Genomic DNA, 25145 nt, shown 5'->3' with positions numbered 1-25145 from the left:
GTCACAGATTCAGCCTTTCGGCCGGAACCTGTGAGTATCAGCGCTTCAGAACCTCGACACCCGGCAGCGGCTTGCCCTCCATCCACTCCAGGAAGGCGCCCCCGGCTGTCGAGACATAGGTGAAGTCGGCGGCGGCGCCCGCATGATTGAGGGCCGCGACCGTATCGCCGCCGCCTGCCACCGAAATCAGCCTGCCCTCGCGCGTGCGGCCCGCGGCATGGCGCGCGGCCTCGACCGTGGCGCGGTCGAACGGCTCGATCTCGAAGGCCCCCAGCGGACCGTTCCAGACGAGCGTCGCCGCCCTGTCGATCCACTGGTTGACCACCTCGACGCTCTTCTGCCCCGCATCGAGGATCATCGCGTCCTGCGGCACCGCGTCGATGGCGACGGTCTCGCTGGCGGCTCCCGCCCTGAACTCGCGCGCCACCACGCCGTCCACCGGAAGGATAACTGCGCAACCCGCCTCCGCCGCCTCGATCATGATCTGCTTTGCGGTCTGGCCAAGATCGTGCTCGGCCAGCGACTTGCCGACCTCCGTGCCGCGCGCGGCAAGGAAAGTGTTGGCCATGCCCCCGCCGATCACCAGCGCGTCGACCTTCTTCACCAGGTTCATGAGCAGATCGATCTTGGTCGAGACCTTGGCCCCGCCGACGATGGCGACCACCGGCTTGGCCGGGCTGCCCAGCCCCTTCTCCAGCGCTTCCAGTTCGGCCTGCATGGTCCGGCCCGCATAGGCCGGCAGGACATGCGCCAGCCCCTCGGTGGACGCATGCGCCCGATGCGCGGCGGAAAAGGCGTCGTTGACATAGATGTCGCCATTGGCGGCCAGCGCCCTGACGAATTCGGGATCGTTCTTTTCCTCGCCCTTGTGAAAACGGGTGTTCTCCAGAAGCAGCACCTCGCCATCCTTCATGGCGGCGATGGCGGCGGCAGCCTTTTCGCCCACGCAGTCGCCGGCGAAGCCGACCGCGCGGCCAAGCACTTCGGCAGCGCTCCTCGCCACCGCCTCCAGCGAGAATTCCGCCTTCGGCTCGCCCTTGGGACGGCCGAAATGGGCAAGCAGGACGACCTTTGCGCCCTTGTCCGCCAGTTCGGCGATGGTCGGGCCAACGCGCTCGATGCGCGTGGCGTCCGTGACTTTCCCCTCCGCCATCGGCACGTTGAGGTCCACGCGCACCAGCACCCGCTTGCCGGCGACGGAACCGATATCGTCCAGCGTCTTGAAGCCAACCGTCATGTCGAAATCACCCTTTCGAGAAAGCTGCCGAAACCCAGGGGCCGGCGCTCTGATGCGACGCTTATGACACAAAGCAAAACGCCCGGCAAAGCCGGGCGTTTCGTTGCATCAACGTGGATCAGGCAATGGTCTTGCCAAGCGCGACGGCCGTATCGGCCATGCGGTTGGAGAAGCCCCATTCATTGTCGTACCACGACATGACGCGTACCAGATTGCCCTCGATGACCTTGGTCTGGTCCAGCGCGAAGGTTGAGGAAGCCGGATTGTGGTTGAGGTCGATCGAGACCAGCGGCTCGTTGGTGTAGGCGAGAACGCCCTTAAGCGGACCGTCTGCAGCCGCGACCAGCACCGCATTGACCTCGTCGACGGTGACGTCGCGCTTCGGCACGAACTTGAAGTCGATGACCGAGACGTTCGGCGTCGGCACGCGGATCGACACGCCGTCGAGCTTGCCCTTCAGTTCCGGCAGCACCAGACCGACGGCCTTGGCTGCGCCCGTCGAGGTCGGGATCATCGACACGGCGGCCGCGCGGGCGCGGTAAAGGTCCTTGTGCATGGTGTCCAGCGTCGGCTGGTCGCCCGTATAGGCGTGCACCGTGGTCATGAAGCCCTTCTCGATGCCGAACGCATCGTTGAGCACCTTGGCCACCGGAGCCAGGCAGTTGGTGGTGCAGGAGGCGTTGGAGATGACCACGTGGTCCTTCGTCAGCTTGTCGTGGTTGACGCCGTAGACGACGGTGAGGTCGGCGCCATCGGCCGGAGCCGAGACGATGACGCGCTTGGCGCCGCCGGCAAGGTGGGCCGAGGCCTTTTCCTTGGAGGTGAAGATGCCGGTGCATTCCAGCACGATGTCGACGCCGAGCTCGCCCCACGGCAGCTTGGAGGGATCGCGCTCCGCGAACACCTTGAAGGAGTCGGAGCCGACCGAAATCGTGTCGCCGTCGACCTTCACCTCGCTCGGGAAACGGCCATGCACGGAATCGTAGCGCAGCAGATGCGCGTTTGTCTCGACCGGGCCGAGGTCGTTGATGGCGACGACATCGATGTCCTTGCGGCCGCTTTCATAGATCGCGCGCACGATGTTGCGGCCGATGCGGCCAAATCCGTTGATGGCAACCTTCACAGTCATGTCCGTCTCCTGAAGCGGGAAAAATCCCTGCCGTTCTTAAGGGAGGCGGGCTCTGGAATCCATCTCCCGCCACCTGCTTCAAATCGATTAGCCGGCCCCTGGCCTATCAATTCCCGGGGCCTGCCTGTCGATCGTGCAAAGGTCAGCCGTGCAGCCGACCTTCAGCCGCCTTGGCCACGGCCTCTGCGGTGATGCCAAAATGCGCGTAGAGCTGCTCGATGGTGCCGCTGGCGCCGAAACCGGTCATGCCGACGAAGAGACCGTCAGAGCCGATCACCGCATCCCAGCCCTGGCGGATGCCGGCCTCGACCGCCACCTTCACCGGAGCCTTGCCGATCGTCTCCGCGCGATAGTCGGCATCCTGCTGCTCGAAAATGTCGAGGCAAGGCGCGGAAACGACGCGGGTCGGATGGCCGTGGCCCTGCAGCAGGTCGCGCGCCTTGAGGGCGATCTCGACCTCGGAGCCCGTGGCGAAGATGGTCACGGCAGCTTCGCCGCCTTGCGCCGCTGCCAGCTCATAGGCGCCCTTGCGGCACAGGTTCTCTTCCACATAGGCGGTGCGCACCGCCGGCAGGTTCTGGCGGGTCAGCGCCAGCGTCGAGGGCGTCTTTTCCGATTCCAGCGCGATCTGCCAGCACTCGGCAGCCTCGGTCGCATCTGCCGGGCGGAAAACGTTGTGATTGGGAATGGCGCGCAGCGCCGCCACATGCTCGACCGGCTGGTGGGTCGGACCGTCCTCGCCCAGACCGATGGAATCATGGGTCATGACGAAGATCGAGCGGATGCCCATCAGCGAAGCCAGACGCATGGCCGGGCGCGCATAGTCGGAAAAGCACAGGAAGGTGCCGCCATAGGGAATGACGCCGCCATGCAGGGTCAGGCCGTTCATGGCCGCCGCCATGCCGTGCTCGCGGATGCCGTAATGGATGTAACGCTCGCCGTAATTGTCGGGCGTGATCGGCTTCGTCTGGCTGGTCTTGGTGTTGTTCGAGCCGGTCAGGTCCGCCGAGCCGCCAATGGTTTCCGGGGTCACGCCGTTGATGACCTCCAACGCCATCTCCGAAGATTTGCGGGTGGCGACCTTCGGCTTGTCTTCGGCCAGCTTCTTCTTGTAGTCGGCGATGGCCGCGTCGAGCCCTGCCGGCAGCCTGCCCGCCATGCGGCGCTCGAACTCGGCGCGCTTGCCCGCATCGGTCTTGCCGAGACGCTCCTCCCACGCCGCTCGCGCTTGTGCGCCCCGCGCACCGGCGGCGCGCCAGGCGTCCAGCACGTCGGCGGGAACCTCGAACGGCTCGTAGGACCAGCCGAGCGCCTTGCGGGCGCCGGCGATTTCTTCCGCGCCGAGCGGCGAACCATGCACCTTGTTGGTGCCGGCCTTGGTCGGCGCGCCGAAACCGATTGTCGTCTTGGCGGCGATCAGAGTCGGCCGGTCGGACTTCTGCGCGGCTTCCAGCGCAGCCGCGATGGCGTCAGGGTCCAGACCGTCGATCTTCATCGTGTTCCAGCCGGAAGCGGCGAAGCGGGCCACCTGATCGGTGTTGTCCGAGAGCGTCACCGGACCGTCGATGGAGATGTTGTTGTCGTCCCAGATGACGACCAGCTTGTTGAGCTTCAGATGTCCGGCAAGCGCGATGGCCTCCTGGCTGACGCCTTCCATCAGACAGCCGTCGCCAGCCAGCACATAGGTATGGTGGTCGACCAGATCGTCGCCGAAGGCCGCATTCATGATGCGCTCGCCGAGCGAGAAGCCGACCGAATTGGCGATGCCCTGCCCGAGCGGGCCGGTGGTCGTCTCGATGCCGGCGGCGTGGCCATATTCGGGATGGCCGGCGGTGCGCGAGCCCAGCTGGCGGAAATTCCTGATCTCGTCGAGGGTGATGTCCTCGTAGCCGGTCAGGTAAAGCAGCGAGTAGAGCAGCATCGAGCCATGGCCGGCTGACAGGATGAAGCGGTCGCGATCGGCCCAGTGCGGGTTCTTCGCATCGAATTTCAGGAAGCGGGTGAAGAGCACCGTGGCGATGTCGGCGCAGCCCATCGGCAGGCCCGGATGGCCCGAATTGGCCTTCTCGATCGCATCCATGGAAAGAAAGCGGATCGCATTCGCCATCCGGTCGTGTTGTTCGCGCGAGGGCATGGTTCCTCCAGCAGGATCTGGGCAGAAAAAGAGGTGGGGCGACACATAGCAGGCGACGCCTTGAAGTCAACAAATCGGTGCGTTTTCATGGCTTTTCGGCCGATTCGACGCACCCTTTGCCGTCGTTAGCGGGGGACAGGCCCAGAGCTTTGTTGACGCATGGTTCACACGGAGCCTAATGTTTCCTCGATAACGCGTTCTGAACGCGTACGATTCGGTGATGCGCATAAATGGGATATGAGCCATGACCGGGGAAACCACGCTCAAGGAGGTCATCGCCCGACTGGGCAAGGCCATGGAAAGCCTCGAGAACGCGGTCGCCGCCCGGCTTGAACATGAACGCGACTATGCCGAGGCGGAGGCCGAGGTGCAGCGCATGAATGCCGACCGCTCGCGGCTGGCGCAGGAACTCGACAATTCGGAAGCCCGCGCCGAGCGTCTGGAAGAAGCCAACAAGGAAGTGTCGCGTCGTCTGGTGACCGCCATGGAAACGATCCGCGCGGTGCTGGACAGATAGGTTCGGGAGTGTCGCAATGGCGCAGGTGACGGTTTCGATCGATGGCAAGCAGTATCGCATGGCCTGTGACGAAGGTCAGGAGGAGCATCTCATCGGCCTCGCCGAGCGCTTCGACCGCTACGTGCTGCATCTCAAGGAATCCTTCGGCGAGATCGGCGACCAGCGGCTGACGGTGATGGCCGGCATCATGATCATGGATGAGCTTTCCGAACTGCAAAAGCGCGTCATGGGCATGGAAAGCGAGATCCTGACCCTGCGCAAGACACGCGACGACGCGCTGAGCAAAGCCGACAAGAACGACGCGGCTCTCACCGGCGCGCTGGGATCGCTCGCCGACCGGATGGAGACGCTGGCCGGAACCCTGACGACCCGCAAGGAATAGGCGTCCATTCCGCAAAGCCCGGTTGTCGGAATCCGGCTGCCGGAAATTTCCTCTCCGGAAGAATATTTTTCCGTTTTGCGGCCATGGGCCGTTACAATTTTCTTTCTGCTGCACGGCTGCGTGGGCTAGACTGCAATCCAGCCATTTCCGGACAACAAAAGGCAGGGATACATCATGAGCCTCCGCATCAACGACACGGCCCCCGATTTCACGGCGGAAACCACGCAGGGCGTCATTCACTTCCACGACTGGATCGGGGATGGCTATGCCGTTCTGTTCTCGCACCCGAAGGATTTCACGCCGGTCTGCACCACCGAGCTCGGCACCATGGCGGGGCTGGAGGAGCAGTTCACGAAGCGCAACGCCAAAATCATCGGCATTTCGGTCGATCCGGTGGAGAGCCATGAGCGCTGGAAAGACGATATCCGCACCGTCACCGGTCATGCGGTCGAGTACCCGCTGATCGGCGACACCGATCTGAAAGTCGCCAAGCTTTACGACATGCTGCCGGCCGAAGCCGGCGACAGCTGCGAGGGCCGCACGCCCGCCGACAACGCCACTGTACGTTCGGTGTTCGTCATCGGACCGGACAAGAAGATCAAGCTGGTCCTCACCTATCCGATGTCGACGGGGCGCAATTTCCAGGAAATCCTGCGCGCCATCGATTCCATCCAGCTGACGGCAAAACATCAGGTGGCGACGCCGGCCGACTGGCAGCAGGGCGATGACGTGATCATCACCGCCGCCGTCTCCAACGAGGACGCCGTCAAGCGCTTCGGCTCCTACGAAACCATCCTGCCTTACATCCGCAAGACGAAGCAGCCGGCGGCCTGAAGGCAGGTCTCCGGCACAAGCGCGTCGCTGCCACGGATGGAGCGGCGCGCCCTCCCCGCTTTCCGCCTGTTCAGGATGGGCTCGATGCTTGCGCGGATGCCCCGACGAAAGCCAGACCATGAACCAGCTCCCTTATGAAATCGTGGCCCGCGATCCGACGGTGGAAGACTATATGCGCCTTCGCGCAGCCGGAGGTCTGAGCGCCTTTTCGCGGGATGCCGCGAGCGCCGGGCTGAAAGGCGCTCACTTTGCCGTGCTTGTGATGCAGGGCGACAAAGTCGTCGGCATGGGGCGGCTGATCGGCGATGGCGGCTGCTTTTTCCAGATCGTCGACATCGTTGTCGAGCCGGACCATCAGGGCCGAGGCCTGGGCAAGGCCATCATGGCGGCGTTGATGGATTACGTCACAACCGCGCTTCCATCCTCGGCCTATGTCAGCCTGATTGCGGATGTCCCGGCAAACAAGCTCTACGAGCAGTTCGGTTTTCGGGAAACCGCGCCGAACTCCCTCGGTATGGCCTTCAAGGTGCCCTGAACGCGGGTTTCCTGCTGTAAAACCCCTGCCAAACGAAAACGGCGCTCCACTCCGGAGCGCCGTTTGTTTTGAAATCGCGGACGGGGTTACGCCGCCGGCTGCGCCTCGATCGTGCGGAGCGCCTGCACCTGGCGCTTGGCCTCGGCCTTCACCGCGTCCTGCACCTTCTCGAAGGCGCGCACCTCGATCTGGCGCACGCGCTCGCGGCTGATGTCGAATTCGCCGGACAGTTCCTCCAGCGTCAGCGGCTCTTCCGAAAGGCGGCGCGCCTCGAAGATGCGGCGCTCGCGATCGTTCAGCACGGACATGGCGCTCGCCAGCATCTTGCGGCGATTGTCCAGTTCGTCCTGCTCGATGAGCATCTGTTCCTGGCTGTCGCTGTCGTCGACCAGCCAGTCCTGCCACTCGCCGCCTTCGCCTTCGCTGGCGCGGATCGGCGCGTTGAGCGAGGCGTCGCCCGACAGGCGGCGGTTCATCGAAACCACCTCCTCTTCGGAGACGTTGAGGCGCGTGGCGATCTCGGCGATCTGGTCGGGCCTGAGGTCACCGTCGTCAAGCGCCTGAATCTTGCTCTTCACCTTGCGCAGGTTGAAGAACAGGCGCTTCTGGTTGGCGGTTGTGCCCATCTTCACCAGGCTCCAGGAACGCAGGATATATTCCTGGATCGAGGCCTTGATCCACCACATGGCGTAGGTGGCCAGCCGGAAGCCGCGCTCCGGCTCGAATTTCTTGACCGCCTGCATGAGACCGACATTGCCTTCCGAGATCACCTCGCCGATCGGCAGGCCGTAGCCGCGATAGCCCATGGCGATCTTGGCCACGAGCCTCAGATGGCTGGTGACGAGCTTGTGTGCGGCGTCGGTGTCGTCATGCTCGTTATAGCGCTTGGCGAGCATATACTCTTCCTGCGGCTGGAGCATGGGAAAGCGGCGGATTTCCTCAAGGTAGCGGGTCAGGCCACCTTCGCCGGAAACGATGCTGGGTAGTGACTGGGCCATAAAGCACCCTCCTCTCTAGAGCGATGCCCCCGAAACGCGGCGGGCATGTGGCGCGGATGCCGAAAACGCACATCCGCCAATACGAACTTATACAGGAACAAAACCAGAAAAGCACGCATTTGTTCAATACGAAACAGACTGTCACGGTGAAGTGAACAAAGCGAGTCAGGTTTTTTGATGGCAGGTTCAGATTTGGCGAAAGCCGCTTACGAGAGCAGCCATGTCCGCAGGCGGCGGCGCTTCGAACCGCATCATCATATGGGTGGCGGGATGCCGAAATGCAAGCAGCCGCGCATGCAACGCCTGCCTGGGAAAGGCCAGAACGGCATCCTTCAGCATCTGCGGCAACCGGTTCGCCTTGGTGCGGAAAGCCTGCCCGTAATCGGGATCGCCGATCACCGGGTGGCCGATATGGGCCATATGGACCCTGATCTGGTGGGTGCGGCCGGTCTCCAGCCGGCATTCCACAAGGCTTGCCGGCGCATATCGGGTCTGATCCTCGCCGAAACGCTCCTCGACCCGGTAGTGGGTGAGGGCATGGCGGGCGTCGTCGCGGCCTTCAGGCACCACGGCCCGCCGCACCCGGTCCGCCGCGCGGCCAAGCGGCGCATCGATGACGCCTGACAGGCGTTCGGGGACGCCCCAGACCAGCGCCACATAGGCGCGCTCCAGATCGCCGCCGCGGCCATGGTCGGCGAAGGCTTGCGAAAGCGCCTTGTGGGCGCGGTCGGTCTTGGCGGCGACCAGCACGCCGGACGTATCCTTGTCCAGCCGGTGCACGATGCCCGGGCGCTTCACCCCGCCAATGCCGGAAAGGCTGTCGCCGCAATGGTGGATCAGCGCGTTGACCAGAGTTCCCGTCCAGTTGCCGGCCCCCGGATGCACCACCAGCCCGGCCGGCTTGTTGACGACGATGAGTTCGTCGTCTTCGTAAAGAATGTCGAGCGGGATGGCCTCGCCCTGCGGGGACGCCGGTTCCGGCTCCGGCATGGCGATTTCGATGCGCTCTCCTGCGCCAAGCTTGCGCTTCGGCTCGCCCGCGGCGACGCCGCCGACCAGCACCGCGCCCTGCCGGATCAACGCCTGCACGCGGCTGCGCGACAGATCGGGGGCCAGTTGCGTGGCCAGCCACTGGTCGAGACGCTGGCCGGCGGCGTCCGCGCCGGTGACCAGTTCGAGCCGCTCGCCCTCTATCAATCCCGCACCCACTTCGTTATGACCGCTCATCCTGTCGAACTGTTGCGGACCCTGCCATGACCCGGCCCGAAGCCGAAGATGAAGACGAAAAGCCGCTGGACCCTTCCATCGAGAAAGTGCGCCGCAAGCTCATCCGCTTCATGGGCGTCAATCTTGGCCTGCTGTTCCTCGCCCTTATGGTGGTGATCGGCGCGCTTGTCTACAAATCCCGGACCTCGGCTCCCGAGATCGCGGCCCCCGCCGGCGACATACAGGCTCCCCCCGGCCAGACAGCTTCGGAGTATATGGAAGGCGACATCGTGCTCCCGGTCGGCGCGCGCATCGTCTCGCAGTCCATCTCCGGCAATCGCATTTCCATCGATGCGGAACTGGCGGGCGGCGAGCGCGTGCTCTTCGTCTACGACATCGCCGGGCAAAGGCTGATCGGACGTCTGGCCATCCGCAACAGATAGGGCGATCACTTCTGCGCGCGCAGCGCGGGCCCGTCTTGAAACTGCAATGCGACTCTGCCTATCTTTAACCTGTCGCCGCGTATAGGCGGCATGGTTGTTCTTGTTGCGAAAGGAAAGACACTGAGAACAGCACTTCGGAAGAAGGCCGAGATCGCGCCTTCGCCGGCCGGGATAGGCGCCAGCCAGCCCCGCGCCCTCGACATCGTCCTTGCCAGTCTCGAAGACTCCAAGGCCGAAAACATCATCCCCATCGACATTCAGGGCAAATCGAGCCTCGGCGATCATATGGTCATCGCCTCGGGCCGATCGCACCGTCATGTCGCGGCCGTCGCCGATCACCTGCTCAAGGCGCTCAAGGATGCCGGTTTGGGCAATGCGCGCGTCGAAGGGCTGTCCGGAGCGGACTGGGTCCTGATCGATTCGGGCGATGTCATCATCCATATCTTCCGTCCGGAAGTTCGTGAGTTCTACAATCTGGAGAAGATGTGGCAGGCTCCGGATCTGGAGGAAGAGACGCTGCACTAGCAGCATCGGACCGCAAGGTGGAATCCGGTTTTCGGGAGGATCCGATGCGTAATCCGGGGCGGGCATGAAACTCATCGTACACGCCGTGGGCCGCATGAAGTCCGGTCCCGAGAAGGAGCTTGGCGACCGCTATTATGAGCGGTTCGCCCGCAGCGGGCCTGCCGTCGGCCTCGAATTCGGCGGCGTCACCGAAATCCCCGAAGGGCGCGGCCAGACGGCGCAGGAGCGCCAGCGCGAGGAGGGCCAGAAGCTGCTCGCCCATGTGCAGGCGGGCGCCGCCCTCCTGCTGCTCGACGAGCGCGGAAAGAGCTTCTCCTCGCAGGAGTTCTCCGGCCGCATCAGCGCCATGCGCGACGAAGGCCGCAAGACGCTGGTGGTGGCTATCGGCGGGCCGGACGGCCATTCCGAAGCGCTGCGCCAGCAAGCCGATCTCACAGTTTCCTTCGGCGCGCTGACCTGGCCGCATCAGCTGGTGCGCGTCATGCTGGGCGAGCAGCTCTATCGCGTCGCCACCATTCTTGCGGGTCACCCCTATCATCGGGCCTGAGAATCAAGAATGACGGACGCATGACGTTCCGCCCGGATTTTCGCCCCATTCTGGCTTCAGCAGACTTGGGTCGCAAACCGGCCGGTGCAATCCTGCAAACATGGTTGATGATTCCTTAACGATGCCGCCGCTACTGTCGCTCCCGCATGGATGAGCGCTTGTCGAGATCGGAACCGGGCCTGAACGGCGCCCGCCGCCTGCTGGCGGCGCTGGCGCGTTTGCGCTTGTCTTCGTATCGCGAAAATGCGCCAGCGCTTTTTTGCGGCGCGAATGGGGGCGCAAAACCGCTTCGCACTGCTGCTGGAATTGCTCTGGCGCTGGTGGTTTCCTGCGGCCTGGCCCATGCCGCGGCAGAAGATCCGGTCGAAATCGACGCAAAACGCGCCGAATACGAGCAGGTGGCGCAGGAGATCAGCCTGTCGTCGGAGCGGCTCGCCAGACTGGCCGCCGACATCGCCTCGGTGCGCAAGGATTACGCCGGCATCACCGCCGCCCTCATCCAGTCGGCCAAGACCGAGCAGAAGCTCGGGCAGGACATCGACGACATCGGCACGAGGCTGGAGGATCTGAAGGGGCAGGACGCCCGCATCCGCGCCTCACTGGCAGAGCGCGGCGACGTGCTGGCCGAGGTTCTGGGCGCGTTGCAGCGCATGGGCCTCAGTCCGCCGCCCGCACTTCTGGTGCGCCCGGAGGATGCGCTGGCTTCGGTGCGCAGCGCCATCCTGCTCGGCGCCGTGGTGCCGGAGCTGCGCCACGAAACCGAAAAGCTGATGGCCGACCTGAAGGAGCATTCGCGTGTCACCGCCTCGATCGAGGCCGAGCGCGCGCGATTGACCGCCTCCGTCACCGAGCAACTGGCCGAGAAGCAGCGGCTCACGCTTCTTCTGGAGGCGCGCAAGAAATTCCAGGCGCAAACGCAGGAAGCCATCGAAGCCGAGCAGCAGAACGCGCAGGAGCTTGCCGCCCGGGCGCGCAGCCTGAGAGACCTGATCGCGGCGCTCGACAAGGAAGTCAGACGCAAGGCGGACGAGGAAGCGCGTGTCGCGGCCCTGCCGGTTCCGGAGGCCAACCGCCTGCTCGAACGCATCCCCTTCCGGTCGCTGCACGGCCAGATCGCGCTGCCGGTCATCGGCGCGGTGAAGCGCCGCTTCGGCGCCAGTGACGGTAACGGTTCGGTGATGCAGGGCGACATGGTTGCGACACAATCGGGAGCCATCGTCACCGCGCCGGCGGATGGGGAGATACTCTATGCGGGACCGTTCCGTTCCTACGGTCAACTCTTGATCCTCGACGCCGGCGGCGGCTATCATGTCGTTCTGGCGGGGATGAACAGATTGACCGTCGCGTCCGGCCAATCCGTTCTCGCGGGCGAGCCGATCGGCGCGATGGGTGAGGCAAGGGTGGCGAGCACCTCGGCTGTACAGGATGCAAACGCCACGCCGGAGCTCTATGTGGAGTTCCGCAAGGATGGTAAACCCGTTGATCCGACCCCGTGGTGGGCGGACCGTGTTTCTGGAAGGACGTGAAATGATGCGGAAACTCTCGCTCCTGTTTGCCGGTGCGCTCATGGGCGCATCCGCCATGAGCCTTGTCTATGGCGTCCCCGGCACGGCGGCGAACGCGGCGGGGGCCGAAACCTACAAGCAGCTCGCCATCTTCGGCGACATCTTCGAGCGCGTGCGCGCCCAATATGTGACGCCGCCCGACGACAAGGCCCTTGTCGAGAACGCCATCAACGGCATGCTCACCTCGCTCGATCCCCACTCCTCCTTCATGAACGCGGAAGCCGCGCAGGACATGCGCGTGCAGACCAAGGGCGAGTTCGGCGGCCTCGGCATCGAGGTCACCATGGAAAACGACCTCGTCAAGGTCATCACCCCGATCGACGACACGCCAGCCGCCAAGGCCGGCGTGCTGGCCGGCGACTACATCGCCAAGATCGACGGCGAGGAAGTGCGCGGCCTGACCCTCAATGACGCCGTGCAGAAGATGCGCGGACCCGTCTCGACCCCTATCACACTGACCATTCTGCGCGAGGGCGCGGACAAGCCGTTCGAGATTAAGGTCGTGCGCGACATCATCAAGGTGAAGGCGGTCAAGTTCCGCACCGAGGACGATGTCGGCTACATCAAGATCACCTCCTTCACCGAAAAGACCTATGACGACCTCGAGGCCGCCATCGCGTCGATCCGCAAGGATATCCCCAACGACAGGCTCAAGGGCTATGTGCTCGACCTGCGCCTCAATCCGGGTGGTCTGCTCGATCAGGCGGTCAGCGTCTCCGACGCCTTCCTCGACCGCGGCGAGATCGTCTCCACGCGCGGCCGCGACCCCAAGGACGTGACCCGCTTCGACGCCAAGCCGGGCGACTCCGTTGACGGCAAGCCGATGGTGGTGCTCATCAACGGCGGTTCGGCGAGCGCTTCCGAGATTGTCGCCGGCGCGTTGCAGGATCTGCGCCGCGCCACGGTGGTCGGCACCCAGTCCTTCGGCAAGGGCTCGGTCCAGACCATCATTCCGCTGGGCGAGAACGGAGCTCTGAGGCTGACGACGGCGCTCTACTACACGCCGTCCGGCAAATCGATCCAGGGCAAAGGCATCTCGCCCGACATCAAGGTCGACCAGCCGCTGCCGCCCGAATTGCAGGGCCGTGACCTGACCCGCGGCGAATCCGACCTCAAGGGCCACATCAAGGGCGCGGAAGAAGGTGACACCGGCTCCGGCTCGGTCGCCTATGTGCCGCCGGAAGCCAAGGATGACCTCCAGCTCATCTATGCGCTGGAGTTGCTGCGCGGGCAGAAGACCGACTCGGCCTTCCCGCCCAATCCGGACAAGGCCGTCCTCAACCAGTAAAGCGGCCCTGAAGCGCAAGCAGCGAATCCGAAAGATCGCGATGCGCTTCAGGACGTTCAGCCACTCGCGCGGACCTGTTCATCCGCATTGTGCAATGCCATCCTGCCGGGACCTTGGGGTTCCGGCAGTTTTGATTCGGGGCCAGCGGGAGCCGCATGGTTCCGGCGCTTTGTTTCGGGAGACGCTGCTTGGCTGACGAAAAGGAGATCGACCGTCCGCTTGGTCAGGGGCGAAAGCCGCGCGCCGCGCCCGCACGCCCCCGCATCTCCGCCAGCGCCGTCATAGCCGGCCTCGCCGCCGTGGCCGTGCTCGCCGCTTCGGCCATGATCGCATTGCGCGAGCGGCCCTGGCGCCAGCCGGAAGTCGTCGCCACGCCGCAACCTGCAACAGAAACGCCGGTCCAGCCGACGCGCGCCGAACCGCAGGTGGCGACGCAACCCGGCGGTGCGCAGATCATCCGTGTCCAGCCTGAGGAAACCGGCGAAGAGGGCGGCGCGATCGTGGTCCGCGACCCCTCCGCCTTGCAGCAGGATCTGCGCATCGCCCATCTGCCCGACCGGGCGCTGGTCGAGGAGACCGACGCCGGACCTCTGCCCATGCGCGGCGCGGACGGAAGGCGGCCCTTCGATGTCTATGCACGGCCGTGGTCGGGCGCGCGCGGAGCCCGCGTCGCCATTGTCATCGGCGGCCTGGCCGTCTCGCAGACCGGCACGCAGGCGGCGATCGCCCGGCTGCCGCCAGAGGTGACGCTGGCCTTCGCCTCGGGCGGCAACTCGATCGGCCGATGGATGCAGGAAGGCCGCCGGAAAGGCCACGAGATCGCCATGCAAATTCCGATGGAGCCGTTCGATTACCCCAATGTCGATCCCGGCCGCAACACGCTGACCGTGGACGCCGCGCCCGACGAAAACCTGCAGGCCATGCGCCGGGTGTTGTCGCGCACCACCAACTACACCACGGTCATGAACTATATGGGTGGGCGTTTCACCGCCGACGAAGAGGCGCTTGTCCCGATCATGCGGGAGCTGGCCGCACGCGGCCTCGGCTATCTGGACGACGGCTCCTCCGCCCGCAGCCGCGCGCCCGAACTGGCTGCGCAGGAGCGCATGCCGCTCGCCGTCGCCGACACCCAGATCGACGCCGTGCAGGACCGCACCGCGATCCTGAAGAAACTCGACGAACTGGAAGCCATCGCCCGCGCCAGGGGCAGCGCCATCGGCATCGGATCGGCCTTTGACGTGACGGTTGACGCCGTGGCCTCATGGGTCGATGAAGCGAAGATGCGCGGCATCGAGCTCGTGCCGGTTTCCGCCGTCGCCAACGATCCGGAGAAACGCTGAGACATGACGAAGAAGAAGCCCGTCGCCCCTGAAACCCTGCCCTATCGCCCCTGTGTCGGCGTGATGGTGCTGAATCGCGGCGGTCTGGTATGGGCCGGGCATCGCCTTCCCGAACCGGACGACGAGACCACCGGGTCCGACATGCTGTGGCAGATGCCGCAGGGGGGCATCGACAAGGACGAAGACCCGCTGGCCGCCGCCCGCCGCGAACTGTTCGAGGAAACGGGCATGGAGAGCGTGTCGCTTCTGGCCGAAGCGCCGGACTGGTTCCGCTACGATCTGCCCCCGGAACTGGTCGGCCTTGCTTTGAAGGGACGCTATCGCGGCCAGATGCAGAGATGGTTCGCCTTCCGCTTCGAGGGCGACGAAAGCGAAATCCGCGTGAATCCGCCGCCCGGCGGACATACGGCCGAATTCGACCGCTGGGACTGGCTGCCCATGGGCAGGCTGCCCGACCTTATCGTGCCCTTCAAGCGCAGGGTTTACGAGGAGGTCGTAAGCGCCTTCCGCCATCTGGCCGGATAGAGGTTTCACAGCCGGGCGGCATCGTCCGGCGTCGCGTAAACGCCGTGGCCGTCGTCCGCAGCGCCTTCTCGAAACTCCGCAAAAGACGGCCGGAAACACCCCTGTTCCGGCCTTTTTCGCAATCACCGGATTTCCGTGCGGAATCCGGGTTCCAAAGCCGCTCCGAATCGAATGATTCACTATGAGAGCTTCTATATTTGCAAGGAATATGCGCTCAATCGGTGTTACAAGCACTGAAGTTCTTTATTGACGCTTCTTTGTGAAAGAATACCGGGTGGGAGACATGAATCAGGTTCCACGTGGGCACAAGCCCGTCGCCGCCGATCCGGCGGCGAACGCCGGCGCCATCCTCACCATCGATCTCGGCGCTATCCGCGAGAATTATCGTCGCCTGAAAGCGAAACTGGGCAACACACGCTGCGCCGGCGTGGTCAAGGCGGATGGCTACGGTCTCGGCGCCGACCGTGTCGCGCGCGCGCTGATGCAGGAAGGCTGCGACACCTTCTTCGTCGCCCATGTCGGCGAGGGTATTGCCCTGCGCGCCGCCATCGGCCCCGGCCCCGTCATCCATGTTCTGAACGGCCCTCCGCCCGGCGCCGAGCCCGATGCGGTCGCCGCGGGCCTCACAGCCGTGCTCAACAGCATCGAGCAGCTTTCGGCGTGGCGTGAAGCCGCGAAAGTCGCCGGCCACTCCCTGCCGGCAGCCCTGCAAGTCGACAGCGGCATGTCGCGGCTCGGCATGTCGCCCGCCGAGGTCGAAGCAGTCGCCGCCGATCCCCATGCGCTCGACGGCGTCGACCTCAGGCTGGTGATGAGTCACCTCGCCTGCGCCGACGAGCCCCGCCATCCGGCCAACGAGGCGCAGCGCATGGAGTTCGATCGCCTGCGCGCCATGCTGCCGGCCGCTCCCGCCTCGCTGGCCAACTCCTCCGGCATTTTCCTCGGACCGAGCTACCATCACCAACTCGCCCGGCCGGGCGCGGCGCTCTATGGCGTCAATCCGACGCCGGGACAGGCAAATCCGTTGCGGCCGGTGATCGGCCTTCAGGCCAGAGTGATCCAGACCCGCACTGTGGGGAAGGGCGCGGGCATCGGCTACGGCCACACCGCCACTGCCGGGCAGCCGCAGCGCCTCGCCACAATCTCGCTCGGCTATGCCGATGGCTGGCATCGCTGCGCGGCCGCCTCCGCCCGTTTCGACGGGGTCGAACTGCCCTTCATCGGCCGGGTGTCGATGGATTCCATCATCCTCGACATTTCCGCACTGCCGGAAGGCAGGCTCGGGCCCGGCGATCTGGTGGACATGATCGACGCTGAACAGACCATCGACGACGTGGCGGGCTCCTACGGCACCATCGCCTATGAGGTGCTGACCAGCCTCGGCCATCGCTTCCACCGCATCCATATCGGCGCGTGATCCCGCCGGACCGCCCATTTTTTCGGGAGTAGAACATGAAAGTACTGGTCCTCGGCAGCGGCGTGATCGGCGTCACCACCGCTTATTTCCTGAGCGAGGCGGGCCATGAGGTGACGGTCCTCGACCGGCAGGACGGCCCGGCGCTGGAGACCTCCTTCGCCAATGCCGGCGAGGTCTCCCCCGGCTATTCCTCGCCATGGGCCGGCCCCAGCGTGCCGGTCAAGGCGCTGAAGTGGCTGACCATGAAGCACGGCCCTCTGGTTTTGAAGCCCACGCTCGACTGGCGCATGTATGCGTGGATGCTGAAGATGCTGCGCAACTGCACCGAGGCGCGCTACGCGCTCAACAAGTCGCGCATGGTGCCGATCGCTGAATACAGCCGCGACGTTCTGAAGGACCTGCGTTCGCGCACCAACATCGCCTATGACGAGCGCATGCAGGGCACATTGCAGCTGTTTCGCACCCAGAAGCAACTCGACGGCATTGGCGGCGATATCGAGGTGCTGAAGCAGACCGGCGTTCCTTACGAGGTGCTCGATCCCGAAGGCTGCATCGCGGTCGAACCCGGCCTGGAAAATTCACGCGGCAAGTTTTCCGGCGGGCTGCGCCTGCCCGGCGACGAAACCGGCGACTGCCATATGTTCACCGAGCAACTGGCGGAAATCGCCGAAGCAGCCGGCGTGAAATTCGAATATGGCGTCACCGTCACCGGCATCGAGACGTCCGGCGGCAAGATCACGGCCGTGAACACCGACGCAGGCAAGCGCACCGCCGACAGCTATGTGATGGCGCTGGGTTCTTATTCGCCAATCTGGATGCGCCGGCTTGGCCAGCCGATCCCGGTCTATCCCGTCAAGGGATATTCGATCACCGTGCCGATCCTGGACGCCTCGCGCGCGCCGGAATCGACCATTATGGATGACACTTACAAGATCGCCATCACCCGACTCGGCGACCGCATCCGCGTCGGCGGCACGGCGGAAATCTCCGGCTACAACCTCAACCTGAACGACGCCCGCCGCGACACACTGGTGCATTCGGTGACAGACCTGTTCCCCGGAGCCGGCGATTTCGACAAGCTGACCTTCTGGACCGGCCAGCGCCCGATGACGCCGGACGGACCGCCGATCGTGGGAACCTCGAAATACGCCAACCTTTACCTCAACACCGGCCACGGAACGCTCGGCTGGACCATGGCCTGCGGCTCGGCGCGGGTGCTGGCCGACATCATGTCGGGCCGCAAGCCGGATATCGACGCCAGCCCGCTCGGACCGCAGCGTTACGCGGCCTGATCCGCGAAAAACGACAACGGAGGATGCCCGGTCTGAACCGGGCATTTTCATTCCCGATGTCGCCTATCGTCAGTCGGCCGGCTTGAAGTTCAGCGCTATGCCGTTGATGCAATAGCGCAGGCCGGTCGGCGGCGGACCATCCGGGAAAACATGGCCGAGATGGCTGCCGCAGGTGGCGCAATGCACCTCGGTGCGGATCATGCCGTGGGTGCGGTCGGTGGTGGTGTCAACCGAACCGGGCGTCGGATCGTTGAAGCTCGGCCAGCCTGTTCCGCTCTCGAATTTAAGGCTCGCCTCGAACAGCTTCGCATCGCAGCCCGCGCAATGGAAAGCTCCGGCGCGATGCTCATGCAGCAACGCGCAGCTTCCCGGTCGCTCCGTGGCGTGCTGGCGCATGACCGCATATTGTTCCGGCGAAAGCAGCGCGCGCCATTCGGCGTCGCTGCGGGTGACGGGGTAGGTGGTGCTTTCCATGGAAATCTCCTGCCGGCGCAGTTTTCGTCATCCACAAAGATAGGACCGGACAACCGGCCTGACCAGATTGCGCTGCGTCTCAATGCACGGCGCGACCAAGCTGCTTCGTCGCCGCTTCCAGCCCTGAAAGCGTAAGCGGGAACATGCGCTGCCCGAAAAGCTCCTGAACCATGCCGATGGAATAGGTGTAGCTCCAGTGCTTCTCGGCGATCGGATTGAGCCACACAGCAGCCGGCCACTGGGCAAGCGCCCGTTGCAGCCAAACCGCGCCCGCTTCCGGATTCCAGTGTTCGACCGAGCCGCCCGGATGGCTGATCTCGTAAGGGCTCATCGAGGCGTCGCCGACGAAGATCGCCTTGTAGTCGGAACCATATTTGTGAAGCACGTCGAAGGTCGGGATCACTTCGGCGTGCCGGCGGCGATTGTCTTTCCAGACGCCCTCGTAGAGGCAGTTGTGGAAGTAGAAATATTCGAGCTGCCGGAATTCCGAGCGAACGGCTGAAAACAGCTCCTCCACGCTTCTGACATGGTCGTCCATCGAGCCGCCGATGTCGAAGAACATCAGAAGCTTCACCGCGTTGCGCCGCTCCGGCCGCGTCTTCACGTCGAGATAGCCATGCTCGGCCGTGGAGTGGATGGTGCCGGGAAGATCCAGCTCCTCGACCGCCCCGTCGCGCACCCAGCGGCGAAGTCGCTTCAGGGCGACCTTGATGTTGCGGGTGCCCAGTTCCACCGAATCGTCGAGATTCCTGAATTCGCGCCGGTCCCACACCTTCACCGCGCGCCGGTGGCGGCTCTCGTGCTGGCCGATGCGCACGCCTTCGGGATTATAGCCATACGCGCCGAAAGGCGAGGTTCCGGCGGTGCCGATCCATTTCGAACCGCCCTGATGGCGGCCCTTCTGCTCCTCCAGCCGCTGGCGCAGCGTTTCCATCAGCTTCTCGAAGCCGCCGAGCGATTCCACAAACCGCTTTTCTTCCTCGCTGAGGTGCTTTTCGGCCAGCCGCCGCAGCCAGTCCTCTGGCAGGTTGGCGATATCGACGCCGGTCTCGCCCGAAACAGCCTCGACGCCGCGGAAGACATGCGCGAACACCTGATCGAAGCGGTCGATATGGCGCTCGTCCTTCACCAGCGCCGTGCGCGCCAGATAGTAGAACCCCTCGATGTCGTAATCGACCAGTCCCGCTTCCATGCCCTCCAGAAGCGACAGATATTCCCGCAGCGAGACGGGCACTTTCGCCGCTTTCAGTTCGAGGAAAAAGGGAATGAACATGCCGGCGTTGTAGCGCTTTTCACCGCATTGTAAAATGGCGACGCCGGCCCTCCGGTTACAGCCGATATTTGAGAAAACCGGTGTTCTCCGCCACATGGTCGTAAAGCCGGCGCGCCTTGCCGTTGCTTTCATGCGTGAGCCAGTAAACCTCGCCCGCCTGCGCTTCTTCGGCGGCCTTCCGTACGGCCTCGATCAGGGCCGCGCCGACGCCGACGCCACGCACCGCCGGATCGACGAACAGGTCCTGCAAATAGCATTTGTTGGCCAGCGACCAGCCGGACCGGTGATACATGTAGTGGGTCAGGCCAACCGCCTTGCCGTCGACCAGAGCGATAAGACCCTTCGGCTCGAATTCGCCGGACGAGAACAGCCGCTCCCATGTAGAGGCGTAGACTTCCTGCGGCAATTCGACCTCATAAAAGTCCAGATAGGCGTTCCACAACCGCCGCCAGTCGGCATGGTCGCTCTGCTCCAGCAGACGTATGGTGATGTCGCTCATGCTTTTCTCCCGTTCGCGGCGCCAGCCTGGATCGGCCCGGCAGGGTGCGCCATGGTGCAGGGCGAAGCGTCTCCTGCCCATGCCTCTCCACGCCTTTCCTTATGGGCCAGCTTTGTGTAAAGCGATGATCAGCAACTCCCGCAACGACACTACGGGCACAAGCCATGGACAAGTTCACCCAGCTCACCGGCGTCGCAGCGCCTCTGCCGATTGTCAATGTCGACACCGACATGATCATCCCCAAGGATTATCTGAAGACGATCAAGCGCACCGGGCTCGGCACGGGCCTGTTCGCCGAAATGCGCTACAATGAGGACGGTTCGGAAAACCCCGACTTCGTGCTCAACAAGCCGGCCTATCGCCAAGCCCAGATCCTCGTCGCCGGCGACAATTTCGGCTGCGGCTCAAGCCGCGAGCATGCGCCCTGGGCGCTGCTCGACTTCGGCATCCGCTGCGTGATCTCGACTTCCTTCGCCGACATTTTCTACAACAACTGCTTCAAGAACGGCATCCTGCCGATCACGGTCAGCCAGGAGGATCTGGACAAGCTGATGGACGACGCCTCGCGCGGCGCCAACGCTACGCTGTCGATCGATCTGGAAACCCGGGAAATCCGTGGCCCCGATGGCGGCGTCATCACCTTCGACCTTGACGACTTCAGGCGTCACTGCCTGTTGAACGGCCTCGACGACATTGGCCTGACCATGGAAAAGGCCGGCTCGATCAGCAGTTTCGAGCAGAAGAACGCCGAGGTCCGTCCCTGGGCCTGATACCGGCTTAACAACCGATTGACGGGATGCGCGCCTGAAGGTTCGCATCCCGTTTTCGTATCCGGCGTCGAATTTCGCCGCGCCCGCGCGGTGGACAGACCGACACGGCTTTCCTAGTTTTGCCTGCTCCCAGCCATCCTGATTCGGCTGCTCCGGTCGGGACAGCGATCACCGCGCAACCGGAGGTTCGCAAGCATGAAACCGATTTCCCGCCCATCGCTCGCAGCACTCATCGGCGTCGGCCTTTGCGTCGGCGCATTCGCCCAGAGCGACGAGCAACAATCCGTTCCGTTCGCAGACGGTGCGCTCACCATCACCCAGAAAGAGGAATATGGCGAGAAGACCCTGTCCTTTGGCGACAAGGAGCTGGCCAGCGCCTATGTGGTCTATTTCGACCAGATCGCCAAACTCGGCGACGTCGAGGTGGCGCTCTTCGACGTTGGCGACGGCGGCAACGCCTGCGGCCCGGCCAAGATCATGGTGTGGAAGGGCGAGGATGGCGCGATCCGGCGCGCCAGCATCGGCGAGGATGATTGCGGCGCGCCGGTGACCGCGGTTGCAGGCGACTGGCTCTATTTCGTGCCGTGGCTGACGCCGGGGACCTCCGGCGTGGTGAAGCGCTGGACGCCGCAGGATGGTTTCGCGACGGCGGGCAAGCTCACCTATGCGCCCGAAGCCGGCACGACATGGAAAGACATCGACCCGGCCAGGCTCGGCAGCATGATTGACGCCTTCGGCAACGAGGCCGTCTACGACAGGGCGCAGGAGCTTCTGGGCGACAGGCTCGAAGAGGTGGCGACCAGCCTTCTGGTCAGCGGCGCGCCCGAAAAGACCGGATCGGGCCTGATTTTCGGCGATGGCTGCATCCCGCACGCCTGTGGAACCTATAATGGTTTCATGGCCATCGACGCCGCCAATGAAAAGCTCTATCTGGCCCGCCAGACCGACGACAACAGGCCGGAAGCCTGGCCAGCAGCGGAAAGCTGGCCCGCCGACTTGCGGGAAGCCATGGAAAAGGCGCTCACCTCCAGCGAATGAGCCACCCGGCCCACGCTTCCATCTTGCGCAAGCGCGCACGCGCGGCTAGCAAAGCTGCGGTTCAAACACTCCTCGGGAATGATCTCATGGCTGCGAAAAAACTCTTCCTCCTCCCCGGCGACGGCATCGGGCCCGAAGCAATGGCGGAGGTGAGGAAGCTGATCGCCGTCATGAACGAGGATGGCGCCGGCTTCGAGACCGAGGAAGGCCTGGTCGGCGGCTGCGCCTACGACGCCCACGGCGAGGCCATTTCCGAATCCGACATGGAAAAGGCGCTGGCCGCCGACGCCGTGCTGTTCGGTGCGGTCGGCGGGCCCAAGTGGGACGCCGTGCCCTACGAGGTGCGCCCGGAAGCCGGCCTGCTGCGCCTGCGCAAGGACCTCGAACTGTTCGCCAACCTGCGCCCCGCCATTTGCTACCCGGCGCTGGCCGCCTCCTCCTCGCTCAAGCAGGAAGTGGTCGAAGGCCTCGATATCCTCATCGTGCGCGAACTGACCGGAGGCGTCTATTTCGGCGAGCCCAAGCAGATCATCGATCTCGGCAACGGCCAGAAGCGCGGCATCGACACGCAGGTCTATGACACGTTCGAAATCGAGCGCATCTCGGGCGTCGCCTTCGAACTGGCTCGTACGCGCAACAACCACGTCACCTCGATGGAAAAGCGCAACGTCATGAAATCGGGCGTGTTGTGGAACGAGGTCGTCACCGCCACCCACAAGGCGAAATACAGCGACGTCAGGCTCGACCACATGCTGGCCGACGCCGGCGGCATGCAGCTGGTGCGCTGGCCCAAGCAATTCGACGTCATCGTCACCGACAACCTGTTCGGCGACATGCTCTCCGACGTGGCCGCGATGCTGACCGGCTCGCTGGGCATGCTGCCTTCCGCCTCGCTTGGCGCGCCGGACGCCAGGACGGGCAAGCGCAAGGCGTTATATGAGCCGGTGCACGGCTCCGCCCCGGACATCGCCGGCAAGGGCATCGCCAACCCGATCGCCATGCTCGCCTCCTTCGCCATGTGCCTGCGCTATTCCTTCAACATGGTCGCGGAAGCCGACCGTCTGGAAAAGGCGATTTCAGCCGTTCTTGACGCGGGCCACCGCACCGGCGACATCATGTCGGACGGCATGAAGCAGGTCGGCACGGTCGAGATGGGCGACGCCGTCATCGCGCAGTACCGAGCCGGCTAGAACGAGCTGATTGAAGCAAAAAGGCCGCCCTGGGGCGGCCTTTTTTGTCGCCGGCGCTTTTCCGCCTATTTAGGCCGCTTCGGCTTTTTCACCGGCTTCGCCGCCGGGCCCTTGTCGAATTTCGGCTTGCCGGGCTTCACCGCCTTCTTGTCGCCCCAGGGCTTTGCGCCGGCGTCGGCGAACGCCGGCCTGTCGCCCTTGTCGAATTTTTTCTTCGGCGCGCGTTCGCCAGTTTCCTTGCCAAAACCGCCCTTGCCGCGGTGTGGCTTCCTTTCGGGCTTTTGCGTGCGCCATGCGCTGCGCGCGAAATCGGGCTCGCCGTCCACCGCCTCGACACGGATATTGCCCTGAATGGTCATATGCGGCCCAAGCGCTTCAACGAACGCATCGGCGCTGTCGGCGGAGATCTGCACGAAAGTTTCCTCCGGCTGCATGCGGATGGCGCCGATCTCGCGCTTGGTGAGATTTGCGGTGCGGCACAGCATCGGGATCAGCCAGCGCGGCTCGGCGTTCTGCTTGCGCCCGACCGACAGCGAAAACCATACACTGTCACCGAAATCATCACGCGATTTCGACGGCGCGCCGGCCGGGCCGGCGGCCTTTCCGGCTGCTGGCAGCGGGCCGCTTTCCGACAGATATTCGGGGGCCGAGCGCCCGGCCCGGCTCATGCGCAGATAGGCGGCCGCCATCTGCTCGGGACCGAAACGCTCAAGAAGGGTGGCGACGAATTCACGCTCGCCCTCGCTCACCGGTTCCGACAGCGCCGGATCGGAAAGCATCCGCTCATTGTCGCGGGCAATGACGTCCTCGGCGGACGGAGGTCGCGCCCATTCCGCCTCGATGCGGGCCGCCTGCAACACGCGCTCGCTGCGCCGGCGCGCCGGATGCGGCACGATCAGCGCGCTTACCCCCTTGCGCCCGGCCCGCCCCGTACGGCCGGAACGGTGCAGCAGCGTATCGGGATTGGTCGGCAGATCGGCATGGATGACCAGTTCCAGCCCCGGCAGGTCGATGCCGCGCGCCGCCACGTCGGTGGCGATGCACACGCGCGCGCGCCCATCGCGCATCGCCTGCAACGCATGGCTGCGCTCGTTCTGGCTGAGTTCCCCGGAAAGGGCCACCACGGAAAAATTGCGATTGTTCAGCCTGGCGGTGAGATGATTCACCGCCGCGCGCGTGTTGCAGAACACGATGGCGTTGCGCGCCTCGTGGAAACGCAGCACGTTGACGATGGCGTTGTCGCGGTCGGCTGGCGTCACCACCAGCGCGCGATACTCGATGTCGTGATGCTGTTTCTGCTCGCCGGCCGCCTCGATGCGCACGGCGTCGCGCTGATATTCCTTCGCCAGTGTCGCGATGGCGCGCGGCACGGTGGCCGAGAACATCAGCGTGCGCCGCTCGGCGGGCGCCGCGCCCAGAATGAACTCAAGGTCCTCGCGGAAGCCGAGATCGAGCATCTCGTCGGCCTCGTCCAGAACCACGGCTGCAAGGCCCGAAATGTCCAGCGCCCCGCGCGTGATGTGGTCGCGCAGACGGCCGGGCGTGCCGACCACGAGATGCGCGCCGCGCTCCAGAATCCGGCGCTCGGTGCGCATGTCCATGCCGCCGACGCAGGTGGCGATCGAAGCGCCCGCCATCTCGTAAAGCCAGCCAAGCTCGCGCGCCACCTGCAAGGCCAGCTCACGCGTCGGCGCGACCACCAGACCCAGCGGCGCTGCGGCCCCGCCGAAGCGTTCGGCGCCGCTCAGCAATGTCGGGGCGAGCGCAAGGCCGAACGCCACCGTCTTGCCGGAGCCGGTCTGGGCGGACACCAGCGCATCGGATTGCCCGAGCGCGGGATCGAGAACCGCCTTCTGCACCGGCGTCAGTTCGGAATAACCGCGCGTTTCCAGCGCCTCGGCCAGCGCAGGCGCGATACCTTCAACCATCATTGTCGTCTTTCGGAGTACGGGGCCTTGTTGGCCCGCGAAAAGTAAAATCCGGATGC

At 64.5% G+C, this 25145-nt stretch carries 25 protein-coding genes; 16 read left to right on the top strand and 9 right to left on the bottom strand.

The genetic code is table 11. From position 1 onward, the window contains the following. Nucleotides 1-37 precede the first annotated feature (37 nt). From ABID44_RS08790 to tkt, 3 genes are all read right to left on the bottom strand, one after another. Nucleotides 38-1237 (bottom strand): phosphoglycerate kinase, encoded by a 1200-nt coding sequence (locus tag ABID44_RS08790; RefSeq protein ID WP_354151330.1) that lies wholly within the window; start codon nt 1235-1237, stop codon nt 38-40. Nucleotides 1238-1355: 118 nt separating this feature from the next. After that, nucleotides 1356-2366 carry a type I glyceraldehyde-3-phosphate dehydrogenase gene (gene gap / locus ABID44_RS08785; RefSeq protein WP_354151329.1) on the bottom strand — a complete coding sequence of 337 codons (1011 nt, stop codon included), beginning with the start codon at nt 2364-2366 and terminating at the stop codon, nt 1356-1358. 142 nt (nt 2367-2508) lie between these two features. Next, on the bottom strand, nt 2509-4500 hold the full coding sequence (gene tkt, locus ABID44_RS08780; RefSeq protein ID WP_354151328.1) for a transketolase: 1992 nt from the start codon (nt 4498-4500) through the stop codon (nt 2509-2511). Nucleotides 4501-4744: 244 nt separating this feature from the next. Between tkt and ABID44_RS08775 the strand changes: the two genes are divergently transcribed. From ABID44_RS08775 to ABID44_RS08760, 4 genes are all read left to right on the top strand, one after another. Then, nucleotides 4745-5017, top strand: coding sequence for a DUF4164 domain-containing protein (locus ABID44_RS08775; protein ID WP_354151327.1), 273 nt, complete (start codon nt 4745-4747; stop codon nt 5015-5017). Between the two features lie 16 nt (nt 5018-5033). Next, nucleotides 5034-5399 carry a cell division protein ZapA gene (locus ABID44_RS08770; protein WP_354151326.1) on the top strand — a complete coding sequence of 122 codons (366 nt, stop codon included), beginning with the start codon at nt 5034-5036 and terminating at the stop codon, nt 5397-5399. A 174-nt stretch (nt 5400-5573) separates the two neighbouring features. After that, nucleotides 5574-6233: a peroxiredoxin gene (locus ABID44_RS08765; protein WP_354151325.1), complete on the top strand. Its 660-nt coding sequence runs from the start codon at nt 5574-5576 to the stop codon at nt 6231-6233. Between the two features lie 118 nt (nt 6234-6351). Next, nucleotides 6352-6768: a GNAT family N-acetyltransferase gene (locus ABID44_RS08760; RefSeq protein WP_354151324.1), complete on the top strand. Its 417-nt coding sequence runs from the start codon at nt 6352-6354 to the stop codon at nt 6766-6768. Between the two features lie 86 nt (nt 6769-6854). On the opposite strand, the gene rpoH is transcribed toward ABID44_RS08760, so the two are convergent. Together rpoH and ABID44_RS08750 are read right to left on the bottom strand one after the other, a co-directional pair. Next, nucleotides 6855-7766: an RNA polymerase sigma factor RpoH gene (rpoH, locus tag ABID44_RS08755; RefSeq protein ID WP_354151323.1), complete on the bottom strand. Its 912-nt coding sequence runs from the start codon at nt 7764-7766 to the stop codon at nt 6855-6857. A gap of 186 nt (nt 7767-7952) precedes the next feature. After that, nucleotides 7953-8993, bottom strand: coding sequence for an RluA family pseudouridine synthase (locus ABID44_RS08750; protein WP_354151322.1), 1041 nt, complete (start codon nt 8991-8993; stop codon nt 7953-7955). Between the two features lie 26 nt (nt 8994-9019). On the opposite strand from ABID44_RS08750, the gene ABID44_RS08745 reads away from it, so the two are divergent. The 9 genes from ABID44_RS08745 (at nt 9020) to ABID44_RS08705 (ending at nt 17914) form a co-directional block, all read left to right on the top strand. Further along, a complete protein-coding gene (locus ABID44_RS08745; protein WP_354151321.1) occupies nt 9020-9415 on the top strand; it encodes a fimbrial protein in 396 nt (131 codons plus the stop codon). A gap of 90 nt (nt 9416-9505) precedes the next feature. After that, complete coding sequence (rsfS, locus tag ABID44_RS08740) at nt 9506-9940, top strand: ribosome silencing factor (RefSeq protein WP_354151320.1); 435 nt, start codon at nt 9506-9508, stop codon at nt 9938-9940. Nucleotides 9941-10004: 64 nt separating this feature from the next. Further along, the gene (rlmH, locus tag ABID44_RS08735; protein ID WP_354151319.1) at nt 10005-10487 is read left to right on the top strand and encodes a 23S rRNA (pseudouridine(1915)-N(3))-methyltransferase RlmH; all 483 of its coding nucleotides are present in this window, start codon (nt 10005-10007) and stop codon (nt 10485-10487) included. Between the two features lie 311 nt (nt 10488-10798). Beyond that, entirely contained in the window at nt 10799-12013 is a 1215-nt protein-coding gene (locus ABID44_RS08730; RefSeq protein ID WP_378226599.1) for a murein hydrolase activator EnvC family protein, read from the top strand. Nucleotide 12014: 1 nt separating this feature from the next. Then, nucleotides 12015-13340, top strand: a complete 1326-nt coding sequence (locus tag ABID44_RS08725) for a S41 family peptidase (protein ID WP_354151318.1) — start codon at nt 12015-12017, stop codon at nt 13338-13340. A 188-nt stretch (nt 13341-13528) separates the two neighbouring features. After that, on the top strand, nt 13529-14680 hold the full coding sequence (locus ABID44_RS08720) for a divergent polysaccharide deacetylase family protein (protein ID WP_354151317.1): 1152 nt from the start codon (nt 13529-13531) through the stop codon (nt 14678-14680). A 3-nt stretch (nt 14681-14683) separates the two neighbouring features. Further along, nucleotides 14684-15205, top strand: a complete 522-nt coding sequence (locus ABID44_RS08715; protein WP_354151316.1) for an RNA pyrophosphohydrolase — start codon at nt 14684-14686, stop codon at nt 15203-15205. Between the two features lie 283 nt (nt 15206-15488). Then, on the top strand, nt 15489-16622 hold the full coding sequence (alr, locus tag ABID44_RS08710; protein WP_354151315.1) for an alanine racemase: 1134 nt from the start codon (nt 15489-15491) through the stop codon (nt 16620-16622). 35 nt (nt 16623-16657) lie between these two features. After that, a complete protein-coding gene (locus ABID44_RS08705; RefSeq protein ID WP_354151314.1) occupies nt 16658-17914 on the top strand; it encodes a D-amino acid dehydrogenase in 1257 nt (418 codons plus the stop codon). Between the two features lie 69 nt (nt 17915-17983). On the opposite strand, the gene msrB is transcribed toward ABID44_RS08705, so the two are convergent. The 3 genes from msrB to ABID44_RS08690 form a co-directional block, all read right to left on the bottom strand. Beyond that, nucleotides 17984-18388, bottom strand: a complete 405-nt coding sequence (gene msrB, locus ABID44_RS08700; RefSeq protein WP_354151313.1) for a peptide-methionine (R)-S-oxide reductase MsrB — start codon at nt 18386-18388, stop codon at nt 17984-17986. A gap of 79 nt (nt 18389-18467) precedes the next feature. Continuing rightward, on the bottom strand, nt 18468-19661 hold the full coding sequence (locus tag ABID44_RS08695) for a vWA domain-containing protein (protein WP_354151312.1): 1194 nt from the start codon (nt 19659-19661) through the stop codon (nt 18468-18470). A gap of 55 nt (nt 19662-19716) precedes the next feature. Continuing rightward, complete coding sequence (locus tag ABID44_RS08690) at nt 19717-20160, bottom strand: GNAT family N-acetyltransferase (protein ID WP_354151311.1); 444 nt, start codon at nt 20158-20160, stop codon at nt 19717-19719. A 164-nt stretch (nt 20161-20324) separates the two neighbouring features. Between ABID44_RS08690 and leuD the strand changes: the two genes are divergently transcribed. The 3 genes from leuD to leuB all read left to right on the top strand — a co-directional run bounded on the left by leuD (nt 20325) and on the right by leuB (nt 23158). Further along, the gene (leuD, locus tag ABID44_RS08685) at nt 20325-20930 is read left to right on the top strand and encodes a 3-isopropylmalate dehydratase small subunit (RefSeq protein WP_354151310.1); all 606 of its coding nucleotides are present in this window, start codon (nt 20325-20327) and stop codon (nt 20928-20930) included. A gap of 195 nt (nt 20931-21125) precedes the next feature. Then, nucleotides 21126-21968 (top strand): Ivy family c-type lysozyme inhibitor, encoded by an 843-nt coding sequence (locus ABID44_RS08680; RefSeq protein ID WP_354151309.1) that lies wholly within the window; start codon nt 21126-21128, stop codon nt 21966-21968. Nucleotides 21969-22054: 86 nt separating this feature from the next. Next, a complete protein-coding gene (gene leuB / locus ABID44_RS08675; RefSeq protein WP_354151308.1) occupies nt 22055-23158 on the top strand; it encodes a 3-isopropylmalate dehydrogenase in 1104 nt (367 codons plus the stop codon). Between the two features lie 65 nt (nt 23159-23223). Here leuB and ABID44_RS08670 read toward each other — a convergent pair whose 3' ends face one another. After that, nucleotides 23224-25089: a DEAD/DEAH box helicase gene (locus tag ABID44_RS08670; protein WP_354151307.1), complete on the bottom strand. Its 1866-nt coding sequence runs from the start codon at nt 25087-25089 to the stop codon at nt 23224-23226. Between the last annotated feature and the right edge of the window lie 56 nt (nt 25090-25145).

Origin of the sequence: Aquamicrobium ahrensii, assembly GCF_040545755.1 — a bacterium.
GTDB classification, from domain to species: Bacteria; Pseudomonadota; Alphaproteobacteria; order Rhizobiales; family Rhizobiaceae; genus Mesorhizobium; species Mesorhizobium ahrensii.
Note: the sequence above shows the minus strand (reverse complement) of the source record. Positions and strands in the feature narration are given on the sequence as shown.

What these genes read in the sequence shown, in the direction of transcription:
- ABID44_RS08790 (WP_354151330.1), bottom strand. Translation starts at nt 1,237, where the DNA reads ATGACGGTTGGCTTCAAGACGCTGGACGATATCGGTTCCGTCGCCGGC.
- gap (WP_354151329.1), bottom strand. Translation starts at nt 2,366, where the DNA reads ATGACTGTGAAGGTTGCCATCAACGGATTTGGCCGCATCGGCCGCAAC.
- tkt (WP_354151328.1), bottom strand. Translation starts at nt 4,500, where the DNA reads ATGCCCTCGCGCGAACAACACGACCGGATGGCGAATGCGATCCGCTTT.
- ABID44_RS08775 (WP_354151327.1), top strand. Translation starts at nt 4,745, where the DNA reads ATGACCGGGGAAACCACGCTCAAGGAGGTCATCGCCCGACTGGGCAAG.
- ABID44_RS08770 (WP_354151326.1), top strand. Translation starts at nt 5,034, where the DNA reads ATGGCGCAGGTGACGGTTTCGATCGATGGCAAGCAGTATCGCATGGCC.
- ABID44_RS08765 (WP_354151325.1), top strand. Translation starts at nt 5,574, where the DNA reads ATGAGCCTCCGCATCAACGACACGGCCCCCGATTTCACGGCGGAAACC.
- ABID44_RS08760 (WP_354151324.1), top strand. Translation starts at nt 6,352, where the DNA reads ATGAACCAGCTCCCTTATGAAATCGTGGCCCGCGATCCGACGGTGGAA.
- rpoH (WP_354151323.1), bottom strand. Translation starts at nt 7,766, where the DNA reads ATGGCCCAGTCACTACCCAGCATCGTTTCCGGCGAAGGTGGCCTGACC.
- ABID44_RS08750 (WP_354151322.1), bottom strand. Translation starts at nt 8,993, where the DNA reads ATGAGCGGTCATAACGAAGTGGGTGCGGGATTGATAGAGGGCGAGCGG.
- ABID44_RS08745 (WP_354151321.1), top strand. Translation starts at nt 9,020, where the DNA reads ATGACCCGGCCCGAAGCCGAAGATGAAGACGAAAAGCCGCTGGACCCT.
- rsfS (WP_354151320.1), top strand. Translation starts at nt 9,506, where the DNA reads ATGGTTGTTCTTGTTGCGAAAGGAAAGACACTGAGAACAGCACTTCGG.
- rlmH (WP_354151319.1), top strand. Translation starts at nt 10,005, where the DNA reads ATGAAACTCATCGTACACGCCGTGGGCCGCATGAAGTCCGGTCCCGAG.
- ABID44_RS08725 (WP_354151318.1), top strand. Translation starts at nt 12,015, where the DNA reads ATGATGCGGAAACTCTCGCTCCTGTTTGCCGGTGCGCTCATGGGCGCA.
- ABID44_RS08715 (WP_354151316.1), top strand. Translation starts at nt 14,684, where the DNA reads ATGACGAAGAAGAAGCCCGTCGCCCCTGAAACCCTGCCCTATCGCCCC.
- alr (WP_354151315.1), top strand. Translation starts at nt 15,489, where the DNA reads ATGAATCAGGTTCCACGTGGGCACAAGCCCGTCGCCGCCGATCCGGCG.
- ABID44_RS08705 (WP_354151314.1), top strand. Translation starts at nt 16,658, where the DNA reads ATGAAAGTACTGGTCCTCGGCAGCGGCGTGATCGGCGTCACCACCGCT.
- msrB (WP_354151313.1), bottom strand. Translation starts at nt 18,388, where the DNA reads ATGGAAAGCACCACCTACCCCGTCACCCGCAGCGACGCCGAATGGCGC.
- ABID44_RS08695 (WP_354151312.1), bottom strand. Translation starts at nt 19,661, where the DNA reads ATGTTCATTCCCTTTTTCCTCGAACTGAAAGCGGCGAAAGTGCCCGTC.
- ABID44_RS08690 (WP_354151311.1), bottom strand. Translation starts at nt 20,160, where the DNA reads ATGAGCGACATCACCATACGTCTGCTGGAGCAGAGCGACCATGCCGAC.
- leuD (WP_354151310.1), top strand. Translation starts at nt 20,325, where the DNA reads ATGGACAAGTTCACCCAGCTCACCGGCGTCGCAGCGCCTCTGCCGATT.
- ABID44_RS08680 (WP_354151309.1), top strand. Translation starts at nt 21,126, where the DNA reads ATGAAACCGATTTCCCGCCCATCGCTCGCAGCACTCATCGGCGTCGGC.
- leuB (WP_354151308.1), top strand. Translation starts at nt 22,055, where the DNA reads ATGGCTGCGAAAAAACTCTTCCTCCTCCCCGGCGACGGCATCGGGCCC.
- ABID44_RS08670 (WP_354151307.1), bottom strand. Translation starts at nt 25,089, where the DNA reads ATGATGGTTGAAGGTATCGCGCCTGCGCTGGCCGAGGCGCTGGAAACG.